Annotated in this window: 18 protein-coding genes and 4 pseudogenes; 5 read left to right on the forward strand and 17 right to left on the reverse strand. The window is 69.7% G+C overall.

Annotated elements, in window-relative coordinates; all coding sequences use genetic code 11:
- Positions 1–88: 88 nt before the first annotated feature.
- From ACIRJT_RS32015 to ACIRJT_RS32080, 14 genes and pseudogenes are all read right to left on the reverse strand, one after another.
- Complete coding sequence (locus ACIRJT_RS32015) at positions 89–355, reverse strand: acyl carrier protein (RefSeq protein ID WP_403916134.1); 267 nt, start codon at positions 353–355, stop codon at positions 89–91.
- 174 nt (positions 356–529) lie between these two features.
- Positions 530–2,362, reverse strand: coding sequence for a fatty acyl-AMP ligase (locus ACIRJT_RS32020; RefSeq protein ID WP_403916137.1), 1,833 nt, complete (start codon positions 2,360–2,362; stop codon positions 530–532).
- Positions 2,363–3,116: 754 nt separating this feature from the next.
- A pseudogene (locus tag ACIRJT_RS32025) lies at positions 3,117–3,430 on the reverse strand (transposase family protein); the annotation flags it as partial.
- Position 3,431: 1 nt separating this feature from the next.
- Positions 3,432–4,832 (reverse strand): ISAs1 family transposase, encoded by a 1,401-nt coding sequence (locus tag ACIRJT_RS32030; protein ID WP_403916140.1) that lies wholly within the window; start codon positions 4,830–4,832, stop codon positions 3,432–3,434.
- A gap of 314 nt (positions 4,833–5,146) precedes the next feature.
- Positions 5,147–7,417, reverse strand: coding sequence for a DUF4157 domain-containing protein (locus ACIRJT_RS32035; RefSeq protein WP_403916142.1), 2,271 nt, complete (start codon positions 7,415–7,417; stop codon positions 5,147–5,149).
- A 272-nt stretch (positions 7,418–7,689) separates the two neighbouring features.
- Positions 7,690–8,504: pseudogene (locus ACIRJT_RS32040) on the reverse strand (IS5 family transposase); the annotation flags it as partial.
- Between the two features lie 791 nt (positions 8,505–9,295).
- Entirely contained in the window at positions 9,296–10,309 is a 1,014-nt protein-coding gene (locus ACIRJT_RS32045; protein WP_403916145.1) for a TIGR03842 family LLM class F420-dependent oxidoreductase, read from the reverse strand.
- 48 nt (positions 10,310–10,357) lie between these two features.
- Positions 10,358–11,749 (reverse strand): dihydropyrimidinase, encoded by a 1,392-nt coding sequence (gene hydA, locus ACIRJT_RS32050; protein ID WP_403916149.1) that lies wholly within the window; start codon positions 11,747–11,749, stop codon positions 10,358–10,360.
- A gap of 145 nt (positions 11,750–11,894) precedes the next feature.
- Positions 11,895–12,368 (reverse strand): annotated as a pseudogene (locus ACIRJT_RS32055) (amidohydrolase family protein); the annotation flags it as partial.
- Between the two features lie 92 nt (positions 12,369–12,460).
- The gene (locus ACIRJT_RS32060; protein WP_403916151.1) at positions 12,461–13,744 is read right to left on the reverse strand and encodes an aspartate aminotransferase family protein; all 1,284 of its coding nucleotides are present in this window, start codon (positions 13,742–13,744) and stop codon (positions 12,461–12,463) included.
- Positions 13,741–14,583: a nitrilase-related carbon-nitrogen hydrolase gene (locus ACIRJT_RS32065; protein WP_018961446.1), complete on the reverse strand. Its 843-nt coding sequence runs from the start codon at positions 14,581–14,583 to the stop codon at positions 13,741–13,743. Before ACIRJT_RS32065 ends, ACIRJT_RS32060 begins: the two co-directional genes overlap by 4 nt.
- Before the next feature lie 225 nt (positions 14,584–14,808).
- Complete coding sequence (locus ACIRJT_RS32070) at positions 14,809–16,173, reverse strand: hypothetical protein (RefSeq protein ID WP_403916153.1); 1,365 nt, start codon at positions 16,171–16,173, stop codon at positions 14,809–14,811.
- A gap of 155 nt (positions 16,174–16,328) precedes the next feature.
- Complete coding sequence (locus ACIRJT_RS32075; protein WP_403916156.1) at positions 16,329–16,709, reverse strand: PPOX class F420-dependent oxidoreductase; 381 nt, start codon at positions 16,707–16,709, stop codon at positions 16,329–16,331.
- Between the two features lie 58 nt (positions 16,710–16,767).
- A complete protein-coding gene (locus ACIRJT_RS32080; protein WP_371626848.1) occupies positions 16,768–17,037 on the reverse strand; it encodes a helix-turn-helix domain-containing protein in 270 nt (89 codons plus the stop codon).
- Positions 17,038–17,110: 73 nt separating this feature from the next.
- On the opposite strand from ACIRJT_RS32080, the gene map reads away from it, so the two are divergent.
- A complete protein-coding gene (gene map, locus ACIRJT_RS32085; protein WP_403916158.1) occupies positions 17,111–17,878 on the forward strand; it encodes a type I methionyl aminopeptidase in 768 nt (255 codons plus the stop codon).
- A gap of 12 nt (positions 17,879–17,890) precedes the next feature.
- Here the strand turns inward: map and ACIRJT_RS32090 are convergent, their stop codons facing one another.
- From ACIRJT_RS32090 to ggt, 3 genes are all read right to left on the reverse strand, one after another.
- Positions 17,891–19,006: an NADAR domain-containing protein gene (locus tag ACIRJT_RS32090; protein ID WP_403916161.1), complete on the reverse strand. Its 1,116-nt coding sequence runs from the start codon at positions 19,004–19,006 to the stop codon at positions 17,891–17,893.
- A gap of 49 nt (positions 19,007–19,055) precedes the next feature.
- Positions 19,056–19,775, reverse strand: a complete 720-nt coding sequence (locus ACIRJT_RS32095; RefSeq protein ID WP_403916164.1) for a glycoside hydrolase family 75 protein — start codon at positions 19,773–19,775, stop codon at positions 19,056–19,058.
- 171 nt (positions 19,776–19,946) lie between these two features.
- Positions 19,947–21,764 carry a gamma-glutamyltransferase gene (gene ggt, locus ACIRJT_RS32100; protein WP_403916166.1) on the reverse strand — a complete coding sequence of 606 codons (1,818 nt, stop codon included), beginning with the start codon at positions 21,762–21,764 and terminating at the stop codon, positions 19,947–19,949.
- Between the two features lie 672 nt (positions 21,765–22,436).
- On the opposite strand from ggt, the gene ACIRJT_RS32105 reads away from it, so the two are divergent.
- The 4 genes and pseudogenes from ACIRJT_RS32105 to ACIRJT_RS32120 form a co-directional block, all read left to right on the forward strand.
- Complete coding sequence (locus ACIRJT_RS32105) at positions 22,437–23,084, forward strand: hypothetical protein (RefSeq protein WP_403916168.1); 648 nt, start codon at positions 22,437–22,439, stop codon at positions 23,082–23,084.
- A 330-nt stretch (positions 23,085–23,414) separates the two neighbouring features.
- Positions 23,415–23,849: a hypothetical protein gene (locus ACIRJT_RS32110; protein WP_403916171.1), complete on the forward strand. Its 435-nt coding sequence runs from the start codon at positions 23,415–23,417 to the stop codon at positions 23,847–23,849.
- Positions 23,850–24,437: 588 nt separating this feature from the next.
- On the forward strand, positions 24,438–25,631 hold the full coding sequence (locus tag ACIRJT_RS32115; RefSeq protein ID WP_403916174.1) for a transposase: 1,194 nt from the start codon (positions 24,438–24,440) through the stop codon (positions 25,629–25,631).
- Positions 25,532–25,774, forward strand: a pseudogene (locus tag ACIRJT_RS32120) (transposase); the annotation flags it as partial. The gene ACIRJT_RS32115 and the pseudogene ACIRJT_RS32120, both read left to right, overlap by 100 nt.
- Between the last annotated feature and the right edge of the window lie 15 nt (positions 25,775–25,789).

Below are 25,789 nucleotides of genomic sequence, written 5' to 3' on the forward strand. Positions count from 1 at the left end.
GTCGGCGCGCCAGGACGCGCGGTGGCGTCCGCACGCACGAGTGCCTGGGCATGTGCGTGTGCATGTGCGTGGTGGAGACCGTCTGCCGTCAGCGCACGGTGCGCAGGGCCAGCCGGGAGGTGAGCCTGTCGATCGTCGGCTCCTGCCAGAGCAGTGCCAGGTCGCATTCGACGGCCAGGTGCTCCTCCACCACGCCGCACAGGGCGATGCCGGTGACGGAGGTCATCCCGTAGTCGGTGAGGGGGACGTCCGTGGCGAGGGAGGCCGCGGGGACGCCGAGGCAGTCGGCGCACTGTTCGCGCAGCCACTGCCGCAGGGCGTCGGGGTCTCGGGGAGCAGGCGGGGACGGGGACATGCGGGGAGGACCTCTGTCTTCGGTGAAGGCACGGTGGACTCGGTGGGCGCACGGTCGGTCTTCGGGGCGGCGTCCCGGTCGGCCCGCGTGCGGGCGGGCCGGGGCCTCGGGGGGCGTTGCCATGGCGTCGGGGAGCGGCCCGCCGCCGGGAAACGGGTCAGGGCCGGGGGGCGGTCATCTCGGGGGTGGGGGCACGGCGTCGCGGTCGTCCGCCTCCCGGAGCCTCGCCAGGAGGCGGTGGGCGCCGGGGTCGGCGTGGACCTGGGCGAGTTCCCCGGTGCTGAAGAGCCGGGCGGTCAGGCGGCGTTGCACCTTGCCGCTGCTGGTGCGCGGGATGCGGCCGCGTCTCACCAGCACCACTCCGGCCGGGGCGAGGCCGAATTCCCGCGCGAGCGTCGCCCGCAGGGCCGTCCCCAGCTCGGGGCCGTGCTCGGGCCGTACGGACGGGCCCACCTCGTGGGTGACGACCACGGCCTCGCCCTCCTCGGTGGGGAGGGCGAAGGCCGCCCCGACCGTGCCGAGTTCGGGGTGGCGGGCGCGCAGTTCGTGCTCGATGTCGTGGGGGTAGATGTTGCGGCCGTGCACGATGAGGAGTTCCTTGATGCGGCCGGTGACGTACAGCTCGCCCTCATACAGGGCGCCGAGGTCTCCGGTGCGCAGCCAGGGCCCGGAGCCGTCCGCGTCCATGACGAACGTCTCGGCGGTCGCTTCCGGATTCTGCCAGTAGCCCCTGGCGGTGCTCGCGCCGCGCACTCTGATCTCGCCCACTCCGTCGCGCGTGACGGGCTTGCCGTTCGCGGGGTCGACGACGCGGATCTCCAGGGCCGGGGACCGGCCGCAGGAGACGACCTCGCGGGAGGGGCGTCCCGCGGCCGCCTCGACGAAGCGGTGGTTCTCCAGTTCCGCGACGTCCACCCGCCGGGTGCGCAGCTCCCCCGCGCTCAGGGACACCAGCAGGGTCGCCTCTGCCAGTCCGTAGCAGGGGGTCGTGGCGTTCGGGTGGAGTCCGGCCGGGGCGAACTCCTTGGTGAAGGCGCGCAGCGTCTCGGCCCGGATGGGCTCGGAGCCGTTGGCCGCCCAGCGCCAGCGCGACAGGTCGAGGCGGTCCATCTCCTCGGGCTTCACCCGCCGTGCGCAGTAGTCGTAGGCGAAGTCGGGCGCCGCGGAGAAGACGAGGCCGAAGCGGTCGATGAGCGTCAGCCACTGGGACGGTCGGCGCAGGAAGGCGCTGCCGCTCATCAGCACGACGGTTCCGCCGCTGAACAGTGCCGGGCTCAGCAGGCCGAACAGCCCCATGTCGTGGTACATCGGCAGCCAGCCGCCCAGCCGGGCGCCGGCTCCCAGCTCGAAGCCGGTGAGCAGGCTGCGGACGTTGTCGGCGAGCGCGCCGTGGGTGACGACGACGCCCTTGGGGCTGCCCGTGGAGCCGGAGGTGTACTGGAGGACCGCCACGGTGTCGGCCCGGATCTCCGGTTCCCGCCACGTGTCGGGGCCGGCGTCGCCGGGCAGTTCGTCGACGGAGTGGAGGGGCAGTGCGCCCAGGCCGGTGCGGGCCGCCCACTGTCGGACGTCAGCCTCGGTCCCGGAGACGGTGAGGACGGCGCCCGCCTCGGCGTCCCTCGCGATGCCGACGACGCGTGCGGCCTCCAGGGAGGTCCCGGTGGGCAGGGGGGCGGGGACGGCGACCATGCCCGCGTAGAGGCACCCGGCGTAGGCCGCCGCGAACTCCGCGGACTGCGGGAAGAGCAGCAGCACGCGCGCACCGGTGCCGAGCCCGGACGCGCGGAGGAGGACGGCGACGCGGCGGGCGGTGGCGTCGAGCCAGGCGTAGCTGCGCAGCGCCTCCTCGCCCTCGTGCTCCGGATGCCGGACGAAGCCGACTGCCTTGCGCTCGGGGTCGGCCGCGGCCGTAGCGGAGATCGCGGCCACGAGGTGGGGACCTGCCAGCGGGTGGGAGCCCGCCGGCGGGTGCGGGCCGGCCAGCGGGTCTGCGGAAGGACTGCTCACAGCAGCGGCCCTCGTCTCCCGCCGGGGCGCGGCCTGGGGCCCGCGGCCGGCTCGCACGGCGTGTTCCCGTGCCTTCGGGCCACCGGGCGGGCGGGGTCGCCGCTGCGGACGACTCGGGTCCCCGGCGGCACGGAGGACAATTCCCGGCACACCGACCGGACGGCTAAGCGGTGCGGATCTTCGTGGTCGTACACCCTCTGCTGACCTCCCCCGTAAAGCGGCGGATTTACCGGCGGTGCGCACGTGCTGATCCTGACGAAAAACCATGAGACCCGATTCACCCATGCGGGGAATCGGAACCCTCGGCACACCATACAGGGCTGATCCTCTTTGAGACAGGATCGCTCTCATTTACTCGGAGTCTTCTGCGAAACGAATGGAAGAGCTGTCCTACCCAGCAAAACCGCACACCACCTGCGTGCGATACGACGGCGACTGCACCGAAGACAACGGTAACCGCCCCTTTGTCTGCTTTCCTTCTTTCATGCCGCCCCGAGGTACGCGCCGGGAAACGGTATACATAGCTTCGATCTCGCGACAAGAGCCGGCCGAAGAAAGGCGCTCTTGACAAAGAGCCGCACCTCCTCCACCGGCACAGTGCGCAGATTTGGCTGGCAATCGGGACATTCGGGACATCGCGCAGCAAGCCTTGCGGAGCGGCCGCCTGGATTCTGCACCAAGGGTTTCCGGATTACTTCACCGGCAGGAAATATTCAGTTCAACGCGGACCTGTTAGCTCTTCTCATCCTGATCGTCAGGTGACCTCGACGGCGTGTAGGGCGGCGACGGTGCGCCCGATGCGGTTGGTGCTGCGCCGGGCCTTGCGGAAGATCCGCCCTTGCTTGAGGCGGGCGAAGGCCCGCTCGCCCGGCGATCACGGGCGGGTATGTTCCCTGTTGCACTGCTCCGGCAGTTCTCTCGCCCCTGGCAGGGAAGCGGACGGTGGCATGCGCGCCTTGGTACGCCGTGGGCCAGGACGAGAAGCTGGCGGGTCAGACACGCCGGGACGATGCCGTGGGTGCGGGCCGCTGCCAGGTCGTGGGTGCGGCCGGGCAGTGCCAGGGAAAACTTATCGAGCCGCCCAGATAGGGCATTGCTGTTCGTGAATTGTGGTGATGATGACCGTACTACCGGCCCAGCCGCGGACTTTTTTCACCGCACAGCAGTCAAATACCCGCTGCGCCGGTACAGGCGCGGCCGACGCTTGCTTCACCGGTAGGTGTACCCCGGCCGCGACCAGTTCGGCCGGAATCCTGAACCTCCGCCTGCGTACCCGACCCATCACAACTCCCCTGTTCTCTCGGACGTGCCGACCACCATCCATCACGAACCGACCACACACCTGGCATGACAGACGCGGACACGCCGGACCCGAGCCACCCGGCGGTGCCGGCCCGTGTCGGCACGCGCACGGGAGCATGGGCCGCCACAGGTGGTCGCGGGCGGTGTGGCGGAGGGCGGCTGCGATGTTGGTGTGGCCGTCTTGGCGGTGGATGCCGATGGCGAGGTTGCGCAGGCCGGCCATGACGCGGGGCAGGTGGCGGGTGCGGATCTTTGAGGCGTCCTCGTGGAAGGTGCGGTCGCGGACGTGGTGCAGGTGGTTCTCGATGCGCCAGTGGCCGCGGATCCAGGCCGCGAGTTCGCTGCCGTCGGCTGCGTCGGGCGGCAGGCTCGTGACCAGGTAGATCCGCTCGATCGTCAGCTTGCCCGTGCCCAGATCGCGTCTCCAGCGCACGACTTGGAGGGCCTGGCGGGCGTGCGGGTAGTCGATGTGGGCGAACGCGACGGTCTTCAATCGGCGGAGCTCGTCGCGGTGATGGGCTCGGGTGCGCTCGACGTGGTCCAGGCGGATCTCTCGCCAGGGCAGGCGTCGGAGGCGCTCATGCAGTCCGGGATGGTTCCGCTTCACGACGGCCGGGTAGTGAGCCCCGCGTTCGTGCAGGTAGGCGGCGTGGTCGTGCTGGGTGTGCAGGGCGTCGGCCGTGATGACGGCACCGGTCAGGTCGATGCAGTCCAGGAGCGGGGCGAAGGCCAGGATCTCGTTGCTCTTGCTGTCGATCTGCCGTTGCGTGAGGACCTCGCCGCTGTGGGTCATCGCGGCGATCAGGGCGGTGGCTGTCCGCCCGGCGGCGCGGGAACCGCGGAGTGTCTTGCCGTCGACGGCGATGACCTTCCGTTCCGGGGCCGGGGCCTTGCGTGCCTGGAGGAAGTCACCGATGGCGCGGTCGAGAGCGTCACCGTCCGCGGCGGCCAGGACGAGGCGGACGGTCGTGGCATGGGGCGGGCGGATCAGTCCGGTCAGCGGGTCGGGGCGGAACCCGAGCAGGGACAGGACACGCTGCGGGGCGTCGGCGACCCACTCGCCGATCGCCGTGACCGAGGCGGCGCCGGCCAGAACAGCGGCAGCCGCAGCGGTGAGCAGGGCCGTCCAGGGATAGCGGATGCCGCGACGGGCCCATGGATCAGGCACCGCGGCCAGAAAACTTCGCAGGTCAGCGACTGTCTCCAGCGGGATTGGGTCGGAGGCGTCCCCCAGTTTCCGGAGGTATGAGGGCATGCGGGAAGACGGGTGCGCAGGCATGGACTCGCTCGGTGCTCATACGGACTCGACACCCACATGATCACCAGCGGCCATGCCTGTTCTGCGTCCAGGGTCACCTCCGACAGAAGTCGACAAGCCGTCACATCCAGGGCTCAGCGGGCGAACCGCCCTACCTCGGCACTTCTCAAAGACCCTGCCCCCCGCCCGGCGTGCGGCGCGCGCCGACGTGCGACCCGCACCCCTCAGGGCATGAGGCTCTCGCTTTTCTTTTTATGCTTCATCCGGGCCCTACTGAAAGTGCTGTTGCCGAGAGCCAGTGCTCTCCTGAGCGCTTCATCCGTGTAGAGCAGCTCCTTCTCAAGGGCGAAGAGCTGCTGCCACTGCTCATCGGTGATGCGACTGGAGGCACCCCGAACCGATTGGTTAAGTTGCTCCCAGACCGCGCCCCCGATGATGGCCTTGATCCTGAGCTTGTGCTCTTCGGTGAAGTCGGGGCTGGTCTCGCCGGCTTTGTAACGCGCCCCTACCCCTCCCGTCTTCTGCTTCTTCACGGTATCCGCGGGCTTCCAGGTGTCCGGGATGACCAGACCCTGTGCGTTGCGGAGCGGCACCTCGTTGAGGTCTTCGGAGTCGTAGCCGCTCGAAGCCGTCTCGAACGTGCGTGTTTCCTTTTCATCGATGACTGACACATGGCCCGCGCTGCTCTTCAGCTGTTCGAGCATCTGTGCGTGCCAGGTGTCCTGGGACACGTCCGTCGGTTCGTGATCCAGATCCATCGCATCGGAGTGATCCCACGGCTGGCCCAGTGAGTACGCTTCGACGGCGCGTAGCGCGTTCATGAAATAGGCGCCCGAGTTCCGGTTGACAGAGAGACGCCCCCCGAACAAGTTGTCACTCACGTGTCGTAGAAGGGCACCGCACGCCAGGCAAGGACGCTTGGTGCCGCGGACCAGGAAGTTCCCCGTCTTGATGTCACTCGGTGTGATGCGGGCCGCCTTGAGCGCGGCAATCAGCTTCTGCTCAGCGTGAATCATCACCGAGTTGTCACCGGTCACAATGTCATTGGCGGTCTTGATGAGGATGATCATGTTCTTGTGCTCATCGCTCGTGAGAAGCTGGCGCAGCCCCTCGTCCATCTCGGTGTTCGCGAGGTCCACCTCCGCTACCGCGAACTTCTCCTTCGGAGCCGCTTTTCCTTCGTCGGCCGACGGACGCGTGGCGCGCACCAGGACCTCGCCCGTCGCGTTGCGCGCCGGCTCGGGTGCTTTACCGGCGCTCGGCCGTTCGTCGTCCGCCTCGTATGCCTCGTCGTCGAGGGGGGTTTTGAGGACACGGCCAATTCCCGCTCTGGCCGCGCGGCGCCGCTTGTTGATCAGCGGGGCTTCCTTGTGGCCGCTGGCCGCGAGGCCGGTGAGCGGGGTCTCCATACCGAGCATGTCCCGGAACGGTGTGGCGTTCTGCCCGTGCAGCGCCTCCAGGAGATCTATGGATGCGTTGATGTTCGAACTCAGGACGATGCGGTCATTGATGAGCATCCCCTGGAACTCGGCTTCGGCAGGGGGTTTCTTGTCGTTCGGTGTGATCGCCCTGAGGTGCTGGACACCGGTAAGCAGACGAATCGCGATGTGGCGCATCGTCTGTTCTGGCCGTTCCCCTTGGAAAGTGCGGGCACCATGCTGGACCTGCTCATCCGTCGTGAGCGCGCCGAGCTGATCGGGGCCGGAGCGGGCGAACCGCCGCGCGTGTTCCGGCGTGGCCTCCCACGCTTTTACCAGTTCGTTGTACGGCGTGTCCCGCTTTCTCTTGCCCTTCGCCTTCTCTGACGGGCCCTCCTCGGTGCCGACGCGCTGGATCGCAGTGGCACGGGTCGTGGCAGCGCCGACCGTGGTCATGGCCGGGCCTTCGGACCCCGGGGCGGAGCCGGGACCTGCCATCGCTTGTTGTGCGTTGGCTTCGGCTTCGCGTTCGAAGCGGTCGGAAGGGTTGGAGACGGACAGGCCGTTGCCGTTGTCCGTGCCTGCGACGGGGCCTTGGCGCTGTTGGATGACGTGGGTGAGTTCATGGGCGAGTGTGTGTTTGTCCGTGCCGCCGTCGCCGATGACGACGTGGTGACCGGAGGTGTAGGCGCGGGCGCCGACTTCCGCCGCTGAGGCTTGCGCGGTCGTGTCCGTGTGGATGCGGACGTCCGAGAAGTCCGCGCCGAGTCGGCCTTCCATCTCGGTGCGCGTGTTGTCGTCGAGGCGGCATCCCGGGGAGCGCAGGACGTCGGGGACGGTGGAGCGCTGTACGGGTTGCCCGGTCTGCCGGTGGCTGCAGTCTGCGGTGTGCCGGTGCTCGTTCTGGGCCCAGGGATGTCCGGCCTGGCGGAGCATCTGGACGACTGCCGCGTTGCCGACGTTGCGCTGGAGGGCTGAGAGCGGGGTAAGCGACGTCGTGGCGCGGCCGGTAGGTGTGACGGCCGATGACTGGCTGTTCCGCGTCTCTTTGTCCCTCGCGCTGTCGTTCGCGCGCATGGTCTTCCTCCCGTGTCATATCCATCGGCGCCGATGCTCGCCCCTATCCCTGTCTTTGCCGCGAATCACCGCCCCCGCAGGGGAGATGGCGCCGACTGAGGAGATCATGTTCAGCGAGGGGGTCGGCGCCATGCCCCTTGACGGGACGTTAGAACATTCCGCAGTCCATCACCGTGGAACGGGTCTCCTCGGCCCAATCTCGACCTTGCGTGACGTTGCTGCCGCAGTAGATGCCGGATTTGCTGCGACGGAACCCGTAAGACCGTGTCCTGTGTGGTGAGTCGTCCGAGGCGTTTGTAGCAGCAGAGTGCGGCGGCGAGGCCGAGAAAGGCCAGGCGGTTGGAGGGTTGGCGTTCGTAGCGTGGGCTGAGCCGGCGGTAGCCCGACAGCCAGGACACGGTGCGCTCGATGACCCACCTGCGTCGGCCCAGTCGTTCGCTGGATTCGATGCCTTTGCGGGCGATGCGGACTCCGATGTGCTTGCCCCATAACCATTTCCGCAGGTGAGGCACGTCGTAGGCTTTGTCCGCGTGGAGGCGCTGGGGTTTGAAGTAACGGCCGCGGTGGGGGTCGTGTCGCGTTGGTGACCGGCGATCATGGGCTTCAGCGCGAGGCTGTCGTGGACGTTTGCGGCGGAGAGGCCGACGACCAGGGGCAGTCCGTTCGCGTCCGACAGGATGTGCATCTTGGAACCCGGTTTGCCCCGGTCCACGGGGCTCGGACCTGTGTGTTCGCCCCCTTTTCTGCCCGCACGTGCGCGGAGTCGAGCACCACACGGGAGACGTCGATGAGGCGGGCATCGTCGAGGCGGTGCACCACCGCTTCATGGAGCCGGCCCCAGATACCGGCTCTCGACCAGATCATGAACCGACGGTGCACCGTCGACTTCGACACCCCGAAACACGGCGGCAAAGCCCGCCAGGAACAACCGCTGACCAGCACATACACGATCGCCGCGAACAAAGTCTCATCAGGCGTGCCCTGTGTCCCGCCGCCCTGCGGCCGCACCTTCGACGGGGGGGATGAGAGGCTGCGCAATCTCCCACAACCCGTCCGGAACGGACCAACTCCACGTCCCCTGAACCATGTTGAAGCCCTACCCAGACTCACCACATAGGACACGGTCTAAACAGACCAACTCCTCGAAGACCTGGCCGCGAACGACGACTGCCTCATCAAGCCCATCGAACCCGGCCCACACGCAGTGAATTGAACATCGCGGGTGGACACCGCCCGCAAGTCCGGCAAGATCCCGCGCACACAAGAGCTCTACGCATACCGCACCCATCGCGGCTACGAAATCAAACTCGTCGACATCCCCGCCTGGCGCCTCGCCGAACTCACCCCGCTCCCCGTTCCGGCCAGACTCACCAGACCCCACTCCCTTGTGGCCGCCCTCCAACAACGACCACAGCCCGTGGGGCTCACCAAATCCATCCAAGGCCGAGCCCTGCGGATCATCCAGGCCCTCATCATCGCCACCGAATCACAAGGCCACAAGACAGCACTCGGAACCACGCAAGGCGCTCCCCCACCCCACCGTCGCCGCAGCGCACCACCGCACTTCACCATCACCGCCCAAGGCGAAAGCGTCGGATTCCTCGTCCTTCAAGAACAGGACCGCGGCGAACACATCCCCACCGACAAGGAACTCGCCGACGCCAAAACGTGCGTCAACCGTGCGTCAGAAGGGCCCAACGTGCGTCGAATATGCGTTGAGACATCGCCCCTAACGCCCACAGCGCACATAACGCACACTCGGCGAAGCCGCAGGTCAGACGCCCTTTGCGGCGGGCTCAAGGATCGCGACGCACTCGGCATGGTGGGGCATCGGGAACAGGTGGACGGCCGTAGTCCACCTGTATCCGAACGACTTTGTCAGCGGAGGGCGGGGATGACGGTGGAGCCGTAGGCGTCGATGGTGCCCTCGCGGTTGTCGTGCATGTCGTAGAGGGCGAACTGGTCCACGCCGAGGTCGCGCAGGTGCTGGAGCTTCCCGACATGAGCCTCGGCGGTGCCCAGGAGGCAAAAGCGGTCGACGATTTCGTCGGGGACGAAGGTGGTATCGGGGTTGTCGGCGCGGCCGTGGTGGCCGTAGTCGTAGCCCTGGCGGTCCTTGATGTAGGCCGTCAGCTCCTCGGGGACCATTCCCGAGTGTTCGCCGTACTTCTCCACCAGGTCGGCGACGTGGTTGCCGACCATGCCACCGAACCAGCGGCACTGATCGCGGGCATGGGCCAACGCCTGCGGGGAGTTGTCCGCGGTGACGTACGCCGGGGCGGCGACGCAGATGGTGAGGGCATCGGGGTCGCGGCCCGCGTCGGTGGCAGCCTGCCGCACCGCTTTGATCATCCACTCTGTCAGGAAGGGGTCGGCGAGCTGGAGGATGAACCCGTCCGCCTTCTGCCCGGCCAGCGCGAGCGCCCTGGGGCCGTACGCGGCCATCCAGACCGGCAGCTTCCCGTTCCTCACCCACGGGATCCGGATCGGGTTGCCGTCGACCTCGGCCTCGCGGCCCTCCGCCAGGTCGCGGATGACCTCGATGGCCTCGCCGAGACGGGCCAGGGTGTTGGGCTTGCGGCCGGCGACGCGCATGGCGGAGTCGCCGCGGCCGATGCCGCAGACGGTGCGGTTGCCGTACATGTCGTTGAGGGTGGCGAAGGTGGAGGCGGTCACCTCCCAGGTGCGGGTGCCGGGGTTGGTGACCATGGGCCCGACGTGCAGCTTGGTGGTGTGTTCGAGGATCTGGCTGTAGATGACGAAGGGTTCCTGCCACAGCACCGCCGAGTCGAAGGTCCAGCCGTAGCGGAAACCGTTGCGCTCCGCCCGACGCATCAGCCCGACAACCTGCGAGGCGGGAGGGTCGGTCTGCAGGACAAGTCCGAAGTCCACGCGGAACCTCCAAAGTTTTGAGTCGACAGGGAACGAAACCCGGGTCGCTCAGCCCAGGTACTGGCAAAGACCACGTGGCAGGAACGCCCCGTGCCCCGCGTGACCCACGTACTTCCGCTGATCCACCACCACCTCACCCCGTGAAAGGACGGTCTCGACCTGGCCGGTCACCCTCCTCCCCTCATACGCCGAGTAGTCCACGTGCATGTGGTGGGTCTCGGCCGACAGCACCTGCGTGGCATGCGGGTCGTAGATGACGATGTCCGCGTCCGCACCGGGGCTGATCGTGCCCTTCCGCGGGTAGAGGCCGAACATCCGGGCCGGGGACGCGCACGCGATCTCGATCCAGCGACGGCGGGAAATGTGCCCGTCCACCACCGCCTGATGGAGAAGGTCCATCCGGTTCTCCACTCCCGGCAACCCATTGGGGATCTTCGAGAAGTCGCCCCGGCCCAGGTCTTTCTGACCGGTGAAGCAGAACGGGCAGTGATCGGTGGAGACCACCTGAAGGTCATTCGTGCGCAGGCCCCGCCACAACGCCGCCTGGTGCTCCTTCGGCCGCAGCGGCGTCGAACACACATACTTCGCGCCCCCGAAGTCCCGCTCCGCAAGGTTGTCCGTCGACAGGAACAGGTACTGCGGGCAGGTCTCACCGAAGACCGGCAGGCCCATGTCCCTCGCCGCCGCCAATTCCGCCACCGCCTCCTCCGCGGACACGTGCACGACATACAGGGGACTGCCCGCGACCCGGGCCAGCTGGATCGCCCGGTGCGTCGCCTCCGCCTCCAGCAACGCCTTACGGACCTCCCCGTGATACCGGGGATCGGTCTCACCCCGGGCCAGAGCCTGTTCCACCAGGACATCGATCGCGATGCCGTTCTCCGCGTGCATCATGATCAGCCCGCCCGTGTCGCCGGCCACCTGCATGGCCCGGAGAATCTGGCCGTCGTCCGAATAGAAGACACCCGGATACGCCATAAACAATTTGAACGAGGAGACACCGATCTCGACCAGCTTCGGCATCTCCCGCAGCGTCGACTCGTTGACGTCCGACATGATCATGTGGAACGCGTAATCGATCGCGCAGTTCCCGTCCGCCTTCTCCATCCAGGCATCCAGACCAGCCCGCAGCGCCTGCCCCTTCGACTGCACCGCGAAGTCGACGATCGTCGTCGTCCCGCCCCACGCCGCCGCCCGCGTCCCCGTCTCGAACGTATCCGAAGCGAACGTGCCGCCGAACGGCAGCTCCATATGCGTGTGCGCGTCGACCCCACCCGGGATCACGTACTTCTGCGACGCGTCGATCACCCGCTCCGCCACCCACTCCTGCGAACCCGGCGCGGCCAAGGCCACCACCCGGCCATGCTCGATCAGCACATCCGCATGCACCTCGTCCGCGGCCGTGATCACAAGACCACCGGTAATCAGAGTCCGAGTCATTCTCCAACCTTCCCTTCACGCCGACCACTGACCAGCCCGCCACCGACGCGGGCCGGGGCGTGGCCCCGGCCCGTCGGCCCCCTCACGCCGCCACCTCGCACGGCACACGGCCTACTCCGCTAGAGAATCCCTGGTCACGCGACCGAACGAAACCCTTGAAGGAGGTGACCCCTTCGGAGACGAGGAGGTCCATCTCCTTGAGCGAGGAGGGGTTCACGTCCGCGAGGATCATGTGGAAGGCGTAGTCGATCGCGCAGTTGCCGTCGGCCTTGGCGTACCAGGCGTCGAGGCCTTCGCGCGGGGAGCGGCCCACGCTCTGGATCGCGAAGTCGACGATGGTGGTGGTGCCGCCCCAGGCGGCGGCCCGGGTGCCGGTCTCGAAGGTGTCGGCGGCATACGTACCGCCGAAGGGCATCTCCATGTGGGTGTGCCCGTCGACGCCACCCGGGATGACGTACTTGCCCGTCGCGTCGATCCGCCGGTCGGCGCTCCAGCTCTCGGCTGCGTCGGTTCCGTGGGCGGCGAGGGCGGCGATCCGGCCGCCCTCGACGAGCACGTCGGCGTGGATCTCGTCGGACGCGGTGATGACCAGGCCACCGTGGATGACGGTGCGGCTCATGCATGTCTCCTTAACTCGGGGCGGCCCCCTCCGGGCGTACGGCCGGGGCCGCCCCGCGCGGTTCGTAGACGTACGGGCCCCGTCGGGCGGGGTCAGCCCGCCGCGTGCAGGGCGTCCGCGAGGATCGCCGCGCCTTCCTCGGCCTCGGCGACGGTCAGGGTCAGCGGCGGGGCGATCCTGAGGACGCTGGTGCTGTGGCCGCCGCCCTTGCCGAGGAGCAGACCGCCCGCGCGGGCCGCTTCGAGCACGGCCGCCGCGGCCGCCGGGGCGGCCTCGTCGGTGCCGGGCCTCACCAGCTCGATGCCGATCATCAGGCCCCGGCCGCGCACCTCGCGCACGGCGGGCGATGCGGCGGCGATGCCCCGCAGCCGTTCGATGAGGAGCCCGCCGACGCGCCGCGCGTTGCCCTGGAGGTCGTGCTCCAGGAGGTACGAGAGGTTGGCGAGCGACGCGGCCATGGTGACCGGCGAACCGCCGAAGGTGGAGATGGAGTTGGCGTCGAGGCAGTTCATCACCTCCGCGCGGGCCACCACTCCCCCGACGGACATGCCGTTGCCGATGCCCTTGGCGAAGGTGAGGATGTCCGGCGGTCCGTGCTCGGCGTGCGCCTGCCAGCCCCAGAAGTGGTCACCGGTCCGGCCCCAGCCGGTCTGCACCTCGTCCGAGATCCACAGCACCCCGTGCCGGTCCAGCACCTCCCGGAACGCGGCGAACAGGCCGTCGGGCGGGGAGGTGAAGCCGCCGACGCCCTGGATGGGTTCGGCGATCAGGGCCGCGGGGTCGCGGGTGTGCCCGAGGAGGTCCTCCAGGTCGGCGACGCACGCCTGGATGAACCGCTCGTCGCTCAGCTCTGCGTACGGTCCCCGGGTGCGGACGCCACCGTGGACGTACAGGGTCTGGAGCGGGGACAGACTCGTGGGCGACCAGGCCTGGTTGCCGGTGATGGAGACCGTGGAGAACGAGCGGCCGTGGTAGCTGTTGCGCATCGCGAGGATCTGGTTGGAGCGGCGGTACGCGGTGGCGAGCAGCAGGGCGGTGTCGTTGGCCTCGGTGCCGGAGGTGGTGAAGAACACCCGGGCGTCGGGGATGCCGGAGAGGGTGGCGATCCGCTCGGCCATCTCCACCATGGGGCGGTTGAGGTAGAGGGTGGAGGAGTGGATGATCCGCCCGGCCTGCTCGGCGACCGCCTTGGTCACCTCGGGCAGGGCGTGGGCGGTCATCGTGGTGAGGATGCCGCCGAAGAAGTCCAGGTAGCGGTTGCCGTCCGCGTCCCAGACGTGGCGGCCCTCGCCGTGGGTGAGTTCCAGGGGGTGGCGGTAGTAGAGGGCCAGCCACTCGGGGCTGACGGCGAGGTGGCGCTCGTGCAGTCCGGTCACGGCTCCACCAGCCCGTCGTAGGCGTCGGGCCTTCGGTCGCGGTAGAAGGCCCACTGCTGCCGGACTTCCTCGATCAGGTCGAAGTCCAGGTCGCGGACGAGGAGTTCCTCCTCCTTGTCGCTGGCCACGTCCCCGACGAACTGCCCGCGCGGGTCGACGAAGTAGCTGGTGCCGTAGAAGTCGTTGTCGCCGTACTCCTCCTGGCCGACCCGGTTGATCGCGGCGACGAAGTACTCGTTGGCCACGGCGGAGGCCGGCTGCTCCAACTGCCAGAGGTGGCTGGAGAGCCCGCGCGAGGTGGCCGAAGGGTTGTAAACCAACTGGGCTCCGCCAAGTCCGAGTTGACGCCAGCCCTCGGGGAAGTGCCGGTCGTAGCAGATGTAGACGCCGACCTTGCCGACGGCGGTGTCGAAGACCGGCCAGCCGGCGTTGCCGGGCTTGAAGTAGTACTTCTCCCAGAATCCCTTGACCTGCGGGATGTGGTGCTTGCGGTACTTGCCGAGATACGAACCGTCGGCGTCGATCACGGCCGCGGTGTTGTAGTAGAAGCCGGACTGCTCGATCTCGAAGACCGGGACGACGATCACCATGCCGGTCTCGCGGGCCAGGTCCCGCATGCGCCGGACGGTCGGCCCGTCCGGGACCGGCTCGGCCCAGCGGTAGTGCTCGGGTTCCTGGACCTGGCAGAAGTAGGGGGCGTTGAACACCTCCTGGAAGCCGATGATCTTCGCGCCCTGCCGGGCGGCCTCGCGCGCGTGTTCCTCGTGCTTGGCGATCATGGATTCGGTGTCGCCGGTCCAGGTCGCCTGGACGAGTGCGGCGCGTACGACGTGGGACATGAGCTGCTCCTTCGACGCGGCGTCAGAGAGCCTCTACGTTCTCTACGCACGTAGATCGGTGCATGGATGGAGAACGTAAGCCCCTCCGTCCGGCGGGGCAAGACCATCGCCGTGAACCGGCGGAGTCGATCATGTTTCGCACTCGACCGGTCCACAACGGACACGGTCCCGGTCTCCGGTGGTGTTCACGACGCCTCCGGGGGCCTCGGAACACGCCTGAGGACCTCAGACGCCCGGCACTCCCGCCACCCGCAGCGCGTGCACCAGGTCCCACTCCCGTTCCACCGACACCTCGCGGGCCGCCGCCAGAAGGAGCGGCAGCAGCCGGGTCCCGCCGGTCCCGGCCAGCTCGGCGGCCTCCCGCGGAGCGTGTACGCGGACGAAGGCGCCGAGCAGGTCCCGCGCCTCCCGCTTCCGGCCGACGCCGTCCAGGGCGAGCACCGCCTCGGCCACCTCGGCGGCGGGCCGGGCGACGCCCTGACGCAACAGGAGCCCGCAGTCCGCCTCCCGCCCGGCGGCGGCCAGAGCGCCCGCCACGGCGGCGAATCCGGCCGGCGGCAGCGAGGACGCCTCCCAGAGCAGGGTCGTCCAGTCGGCGGCGAGGCCGGCGCGGTACAGGGCGACCGCGAGCACCGGCAGCCGGGGCGCGGGCCAGGCGGCGACCTCGCAGAGCACCCCGTGCGCCTCACCGCTGCGGCCTTCGGCACGCAGCCGGACCAGTCGGGCGACTGCCCCCGCGACGGCCTGCCCGGCGGCCGGGTCCGGCACGGCCTGCGACGCACGGTCCCGCCCGGCCGCGCCCCGGCCCTCGCGGTTCTCCTCCCCCGCGCCGCCACCGAAGCGCGCGCCGCGCGGGGCGGGCGCGCCCGAGCGCGAGGGCGCGGGCGGATTGGGCAGCGGCGAGGGGGCGTGATCGGCGGCCTCCTCCTCGTCGACCTCCAGACCGGCGAACCGGGCGCCCCGCGGCTTCCTGCGCCGGGGTGCGGGAGTGGTGCGGGCCGGGGTGTCAGGGGAAGTGCGAGTGGGGGCCGGGGCGTCAGGCCGGGTCCCCTCGACGCACCCGGGCGGCGGCCCGTAGAAGTCCTCGACCCGCGGCCGGCCCTCGGGAACCGTCACGGCGGCCAGTCGCCCCCGCAGCTCGGCGCAGCGGGCCGTGGCCCGTTCGTGGTCGTCGCGGGCCCAGGCCAGCGCTTCCGGTTCGGCCGGGTACGGGCCGCCCGGCCCGGCGTCGCGCAGGCGTTCCGCCGTCCGCCGCCGCTCGCGGACCATCAACTCCAGCCGGTGGACGAGCTCCTGGCGTCCGCCGGGCCGGCGATCGTGGGTGGCGGCGGAAGCGGAGTGGAGCGCGGCGGCCCGGACCGAGAGCTGCTCGGCGAACCGGGCGCCGTGCAGGGCGGCGAGGTCCGCGAGCAGCGACTCCACCACGTCCCAGGGCGGGACCTCGGCCCCGTCCAGGCAGGAGCGCATACCGACCGGGTCACGCCGGGCGAAGACCCCGTACCAGCCCCGCCCGGGGTCCAGTCGTGCCACCAGTTCCCGCAGGTACCCCGCGAACACGCCTACTTCGTACGCCTGCTGATGCACCGTCATCGTCGCCCTCGCCGACCGTCGACTGGAGCCTTCCAGTCCGGAGGCATTCGACCGCAGGCGTGTTACGGGACGGCTACGCGCGGCTTTCGGGCACGCTGCGGCGGGAGCACGTCGCCCGGCCCGTACGCCCCTTCGCGCTCCGGCGGCGGCCGGGATCAGAACGTGATGGCGATCCCGGTGTGCGGGCGCTTTCCGAGCCGGGCCACGGTCGCGGGCCAGTCGACGAGCCAGAACTTCCAGGTGTACTTGCGGGCCAGCAGCTTGCGCGCCGCGCGGGTGCCGTCCTCGTCGAGCAGCTTCGCCGCGCCCTCCGTGCTGGGGGCCCCTTCGGCGATCCTGCCGCGCACGTCGCAGACGGTGACGACGACCTTGCCGTTGTTGCGCAGCCGCTTGACCTTCCACGAGTCGGAGCGGGTCCAGACGTACAGCACATCACCCTCGACGGCGGCCCAGACGGGCGTGGCGACGGGTGTGCCGTTCTTCCGGTACGTGGTCAGGCTGACGTACTCGCTGCGCGCGAAGTCCTGGAGAGTCACGGCGCGACTCTACGCGCCCCGGGGGGGCGACCCGCCTGTCAGGCCCTGGCGAAAGGCATCACGCGATCAGCGGGGTGGCTGCCGGTTCGGGCGCGCAGCGGCCGAGGATCTCGTCCATGGAGAGGCCCAGCGCACCCGCGAGGGCGGCCACGGTGAAGAAGGCGGGAGTGGGTGCGCGGCCGGTCTCGATCTTCCGGAGGGTCTCCGCGGAGATTCCGGCGCTCGCGGCGACGGCGGCCATGCTGCGCTCCCCGCGCGCCGCGCGGAGCAGCGCACCGAGCCGTTCGCCGCGCAGGCGCTCTTCGGGTGTCAGAGGGGTACGGACCATGGACCCACCCTACTACGGAATGCCATTTCTATACCGTCATTACTATACCGCTTCTACCGGTATAGTAATGGGCATGGTGCACATCAAGACAGACACACACATCGCAGCGATGCGCGAGGCTGGCCGGGTCGTCGCGCAGATCCTGACCCGGGCGCGGGAGGTGGCGGCGGTCGGCGTGACCCCCCGCCACCTGGACGAGGCGGCCCGCGAGGTGCTGGCGAAAGCCGGAGCATCCTCGCCCTTCCTCGACTACAAGCCGCATTTCGCGCCCACCCCGTTCCCGGCCGTCATCTGCGTCTCGGTCAATGACGCGATCGTGCACGGCATCCCCTCGGCCGATCCGCTGCGCGACGGGGATCTGGTCAGCGTGGACGCGGGAGCTCTCCTGGGCGGCTGGGCCGGCGACTCGGCGATCAGCTTCACCGTGGGCGAGGCCCGCCCCGCCGACACCCGGCTCATCGACACCGCGAACGAGGCGCTGGCGGCCGGGATCGGCGCGGCGGTGGTCGGCAACCGCATCGGCGACATCGCCCACGCGATCGGCACGGTATGCCGGAAGGCGGGCTACGGCATCCTGGAGGGATACGGAGGCCACGGCATCGGCCGGTCCATGCACGAGGATCCGTCCGTGCCGAACGAGGGACGGCCGGGGCGCGGCATGGCGCTGCGGCACGGCATGGTCCTGGCGATCGAGCCCATGCTGATCGCCGGCGGCGGCGACGAGTTCCGCCACGACGAGGACGGCTGGACGCTGCGGACGACGGACGGCAGCCGGGCCTCGCACGCCGAGCACACGGTGGCGATCACGAACGACGGACCGCGCGTCCTCACCGCGCTGTGAGCGAGCCGCCCGTCACATGAGGCCTGCTCGCCGGGCGTTCAGTTCGGAACGGACGAGTTCGAGGAGTCGCCCGGCCCAGTTGCGTCCCCCTCCGCCGTTGTCGCCCCAGAACGGGGAGCCGGCCTCGTCGTGGACGAGGGTGGCGTCGTCGGTGGCGAGCAGGATCTCCGCGAGGTCCGGGTGCTGGGCGTACTTGGCGCGGAGCAGCGCGGCCATGACGGCGGCGCGGGCGTGCTCCCAGCCGTCGCGCCGTACGGCGGCGGCGGCCGATTCGCTCGCGGCGTGGGCCGTGTCCGCCGCCGCGACGGCGGCCCGCTCGGCGGGGTCGGCGACCGACAGGGCCCAGTAGGCGTGGGCGACGGAGGCGTAGACGGTGCCGTCGACATCGATGGGCGCGGGGTAGTCGTTGCGCAGCCCCACCTTGCCGGGGCTCTCGGTCCGCTGCCTCGGGTAGGAGTGCGGCAGGTGGAGCGCGGGCGCGTGCGAGACCGCCGGGCCGTCCGCGGGCGTCCGGGACGGCAGTTCCGCGATCAGCCGTGCGCGCTCCTCGAAGTAGGCGATGGCCTCGTCGTGGGTCTCCTGCGTGACGACTCCGTCGGGGCTGCCTTCCAGCGTGCCGCCCGGCCCGGCCACCAGCGCGCGCAGCGGCTGGTCCTTCCGGTCCATGTCCCCCAGCGCGTAGTGGCGCCGGGTCTTCGGGACGGCGAGGTAGGCGGCCCTGGCGGCGGCGCGGTTCGCCTCGGACCGGTCGGCCAGGAACGCGTCGACGGCGGCCAGGCATCTGCCGGTGGAGTCGGGGCGCCCGTTCAGCTCGTCGAGGGTGTCCCGGACCTCGGCGAGCAGCAGCTCGGGGGTGAGCCAGGTCCACGTCTCGCCGAACTTCCACGAGGCCAGCCCGTGCGCGGACGCCTCGGCCCCTTCCGGGAGGCGGGTGGCGACCCAGCCGGAGTGGAGCTTCCGCTCGAACTCCTCGACCGTGACCAGGCCCCAGCAGTCGATGAGGCCGTCCGCGTAGATGAACAGGTCGGTGAGGTAGTAACTCCCGCCGTTGTTGATGAAGGCGTGACGCCAAGTGCCCGGTATGCGGGCGCCGTCCGCCGTGCGGTGCGTGGTGCGCTTGCCGATCATGCCGTCATTGTGCCGGGCCACGCCCCGCGGAGGATCCGGCCCGGCACAATCAGCGCCCGACGAACTCCCGGGCCAGTTCCGCTCCCCGGCTCCGCGCCCGTGCGCGGCTCTCGATCGGGGAGACGCGGGAGTCCTTGAACGCGATGTAGGTGACGCCTGACTCGGCTCCTCCGGTCGAGGGGTCGGGATCGATGCCGAGGGCCTTCGCCATGGCGTACGACGCCTCCCCGATGATGCCCGTGGGGCCGGTGTCACCGATCACCCCGTACCGCACCCGGTCCCGGTACACGACCGCCACGACGCTGCCGCCGGTGAGCCCCGACTTCCGGTAGTCCCATACCTTGCTCGGGCCCGGTACGACCACATGGGGGAGCGCGGCCGAGTCCAGGGGTTCGCCGCGGGAGCTCTGGAACGCGGTCTCCGGCAGGAAGTACGGATCGGTCTTCCTGTTGCAGGCCTTCGTCTTCCTGCCGTCGCAGTCGATGTCCATGTCCGCCTTCCAGAAGACGGCTTCCTCGGTTCCGCAGACGGGCACCGTCGCCTCGGGGCTGCCGCTGTCGGTACGGTAGGCGCCTTTCGAGATCCGGGCGCAGGCGCGGACCCCGGCCAGCAGTTCGGCGGCGGTCGCGCCCCTTCCGGCGGCGCCCACTCCGGCCGTTTCCGGCCCCTGGCCGGTCCCCGAACCGTTGGCGGACGCGGGCAGCGCCGCCGCTTGGAGCAGTGCCGCGCCGCAGGCGGCTGATGTCAGGGCGAGCATGCGAGTGCGCATCGTGCGGAAGGGCCCTTCCCGTGGACGAGGGACCCGTACGGGTCCCCTGGAGCGACGCCCCTCCCCCGCCCGCCCGGCTCGACCCGGGCGGGCGCGCCAAGGCCGCGGGACCGGCACCGAGCACGGTGTCGCGCGGTACCGGCCCCGGGGCCCCTGCTTCGTCCGGCCGGCTCAGTGACCGCCGCCCGGATGCACCACCATGGCCGAGCCGCCACCCCGGCGCACCTTTTCCGCCGCCGCCAGCCAGCGTCCGTCGGCCAGCCGCTGCACCCCGGTGGCGGCCCCGATCTCCGGGTTCTGCTTGAAGGCGTGGCCGAGCTTCTCCAGCTCCGCGCGGACCGGGCTGTTCCACAGCTCCGGCTCGATCTCCGTCGTCGGCGCGTTGCGCTGGCTGGCGCGCGGCGCGGCGATCGCGTCGACCAGCGGGAGCCCCCGGTCCAGGTGTCCGGTGAGCGACTGGAGCACGGTCGTGATGATCGTGGCCCCGCCCGGCGAGCCGAGGGCGAGCACCGGCTTGCCGTGCTTCAGCACGATGGTCGGGGAGATCGACGAGCGCGGCCGCTTGCCCGGTCCCGGGAGGTTCGGGTCGTGCACGGCCGGATTGGCGGGAGCGAAGGAGAAGTCGGTCAGTTCGTTGTTGAGCAGGAAGCCGCGGCCGGGCACGGTGATGGCGCTGCCCCCGGTGGTCTCGATGGTCAGGGTGTAGGCGACGACGTTGCCCCACTTGTCGGCCGTCGTCAGGTGCGTGGTGTTCTCGCCCTCGAACGTGGTGGGCGCGGCCGTGCCGCCGCTGCCGCACCGCACGGGGTCGCGCGGGTCGCCCGGCGCCAGGGGGCTGGTCAGCGCCTTGTCGTCCCGGATCAGGCATTCCCGGGCGTCGGCGAACCGCTGGCTCAGCAGTTCCTTCGTGGGGACGTCCTCGAACGCGGGGTCGCCGACCCAGCGCCCCCGGTCGGCGAACGCGATCCGGCTCGCCTCGATCAGGCGGTGGAGGTACTGCACCCGGTCGGCACGCGAAAGGTCGGTGGAATCCAGGATGTTGAGGGCCTCGCCGACGCTGGTGCCGCCGGACGAGGAGGGGGCCATGCCGTAGACGTCCAGGCCCCGGTACTTCACCTTCGTCGGGTCCTTGCGCAGGGTCCGGTAGGCGGCGAGGTCCTCGCGGGTCAGATCGCCGGGCCGCACCACCCGGGTGGCGTCCGGGTCGACGGGCGGCTTGCGCACGGTCCGGACGATGTCGTCGGCCAACTCGCCCCGGTAGAGCTCCTCGACACCCTCGCGGCCGAGCTTGGCGTACGTACGGGCCAGGTCGGGATTCTTGAACACGGAGCCGACGACGGGGAGTTCACCGCCCGGGAGGAACAGCTCGGCGGAGGCCGGGAAGTCGGCGAACCGGGCCTGGTTGGAGGCCGTCTGCGAGCGGAAGGTGCCGTCCACGACGAAGCCGTTCCGGGCCAGGCGTTCGGCCGGTTTCAGCAGCGTACGCAGGGACTTGCTGCCCCACGCGTCCAGGGCCCGCTCCCAGGTGGCCGGGGTGCCGGGGGTGCCGACTCCGAGGCCGCTGGTCACGCCCTCCTCGAAAGGGATCGGCTTGCCGTTCTCCAGGAAGAGTGCGGCGTCCGCGCTGCGCGGTGCGGTCTCGCGGCCGTCGATCGTTCGCACGGTGCGCTTCTTCGCGTCGTAGTGGACGAAGTAGCCACCGCCGCCGATGCCCGCCGAGTACGGCTCGGTCACGCCGAGCGCGGCGGCCGTGGCCACCGCCGCGTCCACCGCGTTGCCGCCCTTGCGCAGTACCTCGATCCCGGCGGCCGACGCGTCCGGGTCGACGCTCGCCACCGCTCCCCCGTGGCCCACCGCCACCGGGGACTTGGGCGGTGCGGGAGGTGGGGCGGTGGATGGTGCCGAGGCCACCGGGGCGGCGGCTCCCAGCGACGCGACCACGGCGAGGACGGCCAACAGCGACGTGTTCCGGCCGACGGAACGGCGCATACGTACCTCCAGTCAACGGATCTCCCGCCGCAGGGTAGCCCCGGGGGTGCCGGATCGTCAGGACCGCCTCGAACGGTTACCCGGATGACCGATGCCATGCGCGCCCGTGACGGACGACGTGCGCACCGTCGTGCTGGGCGTGACAGCCACCGGGATCAGCTTCTCCGGCACTCGGGCGGAGCCCGAGCTGCTCAACTGGTCGCTGGAAGTACAGCTCAAGGACCACCCGTGTATCCGGATGGGGGTAGGGACGCGGCTTTGTCTCGCTCTCCCACTTCGACATCTGACGGACGGTGAAGGTAGGGGGCTTCGAGACCCGCCCTTCGGCAGCAAGCCGTTCCGCCAGGGTGTTGAGTTCGTCAACCGCTTTCGCCTGGGTCCGGTTTCGGCCCTCGCGTAGAGCTCTCATCGGGCTGCGGCTCACCGGATACCCCCTCTTACCGACTGGTGTCAGCTCACCGCAGCGGTCATCTCGCGGACTGCGTGAGGCGTCGTCAGCGAAAGCGCTGGTGAGACGGCAGCAGGCGTCAAAAGGGCGGGTGAAGGTCAGGCGGGAGGCGCTCACGGGTCTAGCGAAAAGACCTGTTCACCCCCCTGAGCCTTCCGCTGCACTCGGTCACGTCGGACGCACCGTGCGTGCTCATGGATCGGATATCGGCCGGGGAGGGGCTCATGGAGACCTGCACCACGACCAGCGAGCCCGAGCTCATGTCCGCATGGTTCGCCGCGTCGACTCCCTCGCCGGAGGAGTCCCTGACCGTCTGGCGCCGCACGCCCGACTTCCCTCGTCGACTGCCGACCGGCATCACCTTTGATGTCGTACTGGCGGCCCCCTGGCTGACCGGTCCGGCGAGCGTCCTCGCCGGCGCTGCCGACTTCGTCTCCCTGCCGCGGATGACCGAAGCACTCACCGACGCCACCGATACCGAATGGGAGGAAGCTCGCTCATCAGTTGCGGCGTTCTTCCTCCAGCTCCCCGTTTTCAGCCGGGCTGTCGCCGCTATGACCGGCAATAGGAACTTCGCTGGTATGGGCGGACACACCGCGCTGGACAGCGAACCCCTCATGGCCGTCCTCCTGATGGCCTTCGTCCTGGGTGCATGCGGGGCCGACTGGTTCGGCAACGTGGAGGACCTGGCTGCCTCACTGGCGCGATGGCCGACCTTGGTCGGCGAGATGAAGCAGGTGCTTGACCTGCCGCAGCCCGAACTTGACCGCAATCTCGCCGGCCTCGGCCACGAGATGCGGGCCCGCACTCAGAGGGTCATCCAAGCCCTTCTGGACGGCGAGCTGGACACCGGTCCCAAACCTGTGCGGTGACGCGTAATTCACGACGAAAAGCAGACCTTGGTCCTGATCGGCCGACAGTCTCGATCTCGCGGGAGATCGACCGCTTGGATAAGCGGGCCCGTCACCGGAACGCGTTCGAGTGCGACCGCCTCCTTCACCGCCGACACCGGTGCACGGGCGGCAACTTCCCGCGTGGCCACTGACGCGCCATTCAGGCCAGTTGTTGGCCGAAACCAGTAGAAAGAGCGCTTTCTACCTCGGGATCCGGCGCTGCCCCTGGATGCACTGCCATGATTCATCCGAAAGGTATGTGACATTTCACATTGCTCTCCAGTGAGGGCAACGAAAGTGAGGGACCCCATGAAGAGTCTTGCCGCTGTTGCGGTCGCCGCTGCGACCCTGGCTGCCCTGGCTACCGGCCAGGAAGCCGTCGCCGCGCCGAACGGGTCGGCCGGCCCCGTCATCACCTGCGGCACCCCCGGTGCGCCCGGGTTCTTGCTGACCAGAGCCTGTGTCGAGGTGAACGGCAACCAGGTGCGCTTCTACGGGGTCGCAGCCACGGCCAACTCCGGGTGGCAGCCCCAGCAGGTCGGCTTCACGGTCTCCGGCACGGTTGTCGGCGGCGCTCCGATCGCGCCCATCAACCCGACCGTGCTCGTGCAGGCGGGCGCGACCTCGGTCGGCAGTATCGTCACTACCGTGCCGTGCGGTTCGACGGTCACCGGCGGCTTCTCCGTGAACCAGTGGGGCTGGCCCCCGTCGACCGCCACCGTCTCGGCCGTGGTGTCCTGCTGACCAAAGGCTTCGCCCGGCACCTGAGCCCACACCAAGGCTGAAACGGGACCAAACCGACCCGCCGGGCTTCAGTGGCAGCCATTTCCAGGTAGAGCCTGGCGAGTAGCAGGTCCGCGCACCATGAGAAGGGCCGCCGTCCGTGAGGCACGGCGGCCCTTCGGCAGCGGCTTGCCCAGTACTGCGGTTGTAGGCGCGTTGTCGTTAGGGTGAGTCCTGTTCCGGGTGAGGCATCTACCGACGAGGCGGCTGCGGTATTGGATCTGGCGCAGGCCGTTTCGTAGTCGTTCGAGGACGCCGACGATCGCACCCGCCGAGACCTGGAACGCGTGATCCAGCAGGTGGTGTGGCCGATGCCCAACGCGTTTTTCGTCATCACCAGCCGCTCCCGCCTCTAGCTTGACTCTGTCGGGGATCTTGGAGTTTCTCAGTGCGGCAGTGTGATCAACGGGCATGCTCGGGCTGTTCCAGTAACCGATGGAATCGTCGAGGTGCCCGTTGTCGCTCCGCCCCCGTTCCGGTGAGCAAGTCCCCTCTCTGACCACACAGATCGCGCGGGCGAGCAACCCGGGTGGCACTACGGCGATGTGGGTGAGAGACCGGCTGGACGGGCTGTGGCACGACGAGGACTTCGCCGACTGGTACCCGCGTGACGGGCGCCCTGGCCTGTCGCCCTCCCAGTTGGCCACCGTCTGCGTGCTGCAGTTCCTGCTCGGACTGTCGGACCGGCAGGCCGCCGAGTCGGTCCGCTGCCGCATCGATTTCACGTACGCCATGGCCATGGAGCTGGACGGCCCCGGGTTCCACCACAGCGTGCTGGCCGACTTCCGCGACCGTCTTGCCGAAGCAGACCGTGCTGACCGCCTCCTCGACCTCGCGCTGGCCCGCCTCAAGGAAGCCGGCTTGGTGCACGAGCGCACTACCCAGCGCACCGACTCCACCCACGTCCTGGCCGCCGTGCGCGACCTGTCCCGCCTGGAGCTGATCACCGAAGCGGTCCGCGCCGCCCCGGAAGAAGTCGCCGGCACCTCCCCTCACCTGCTCGACGAGCTGGTCGACGAGGACTGGGGGCTCCGCTACGGCCGACCGGTCCGCCTGGGCAAGAACCCCACCAAACCCAAGACCAGAATCCTCGCCACCGGAAACGACGCCCTACGGCTCCTGGAACACCTCTACCGGCACGGAACAGACCACACGGCCGGGCCCCGCATCCAGGCCCTGCGCCAGATCATGGTGCAGAACTACCACCGTGACACCGCGGGACGCCTGCGCTGGCGCACCGCCGGGAAGGAAGACGGGCCCGGACTGCCGCCTTCGTCCCGGGCTGTCGTCTCTCCCTACGACACTTCGGCCCGCTACGCACGCCACGGACACATCATCAGCTGGAAAGGGCTCGCCGCGCACCTGACCGAGACCTGCGCTCCCGACGGCCCCAACGTGATCACGGACGTGGCCACCACTGCGGCCACCACCCACGACAGCCAGGTCCTGCCCGGCATCCACACCCGTCTGGGCCGCCGCGGTCTGCTGCCCGCCGAGCACCTGGTCGACGCCGAATACACCTCCCTGCCCCACCTGGCACAAGCCACCCGTGAACACGAGGTCACACCGTCACCGGACCGCTGCCGGCCAACCCCACCCGGCAGCATCGCCAGGCCAAGGGTTTCGCCCGGGACGACTTCCACATCGACTACAACCTCCAGCAGGTCACCTGCCCCCAGGGCCAGGTCAGTGCGGGCTGGCATGGCCCCTACCCGACCTCCTCGCCCACCGCGGCCCCGCTGATCGTGGCCAGGTTCACCAAGAGCCAGTGCCGCCCCTGCCCGGCCCGCACCCAGTGCACCGCCACCGCCGACAACGCCCGCACCGTGGGCTTCCCTCCTCGAGAGCTCCGCGACCTGCAACTCCACGTCCGCACCGAACAACAGACCCTCGAATGGAAA

Origin of the sequence: Streptomyces sp. NPDC102283 (assembly GCF_044766265.1) — a bacterium.
GTDB lineage: Bacteria > Actinomycetota > Actinomycetes > Streptomycetales > Streptomycetaceae > Streptomyces.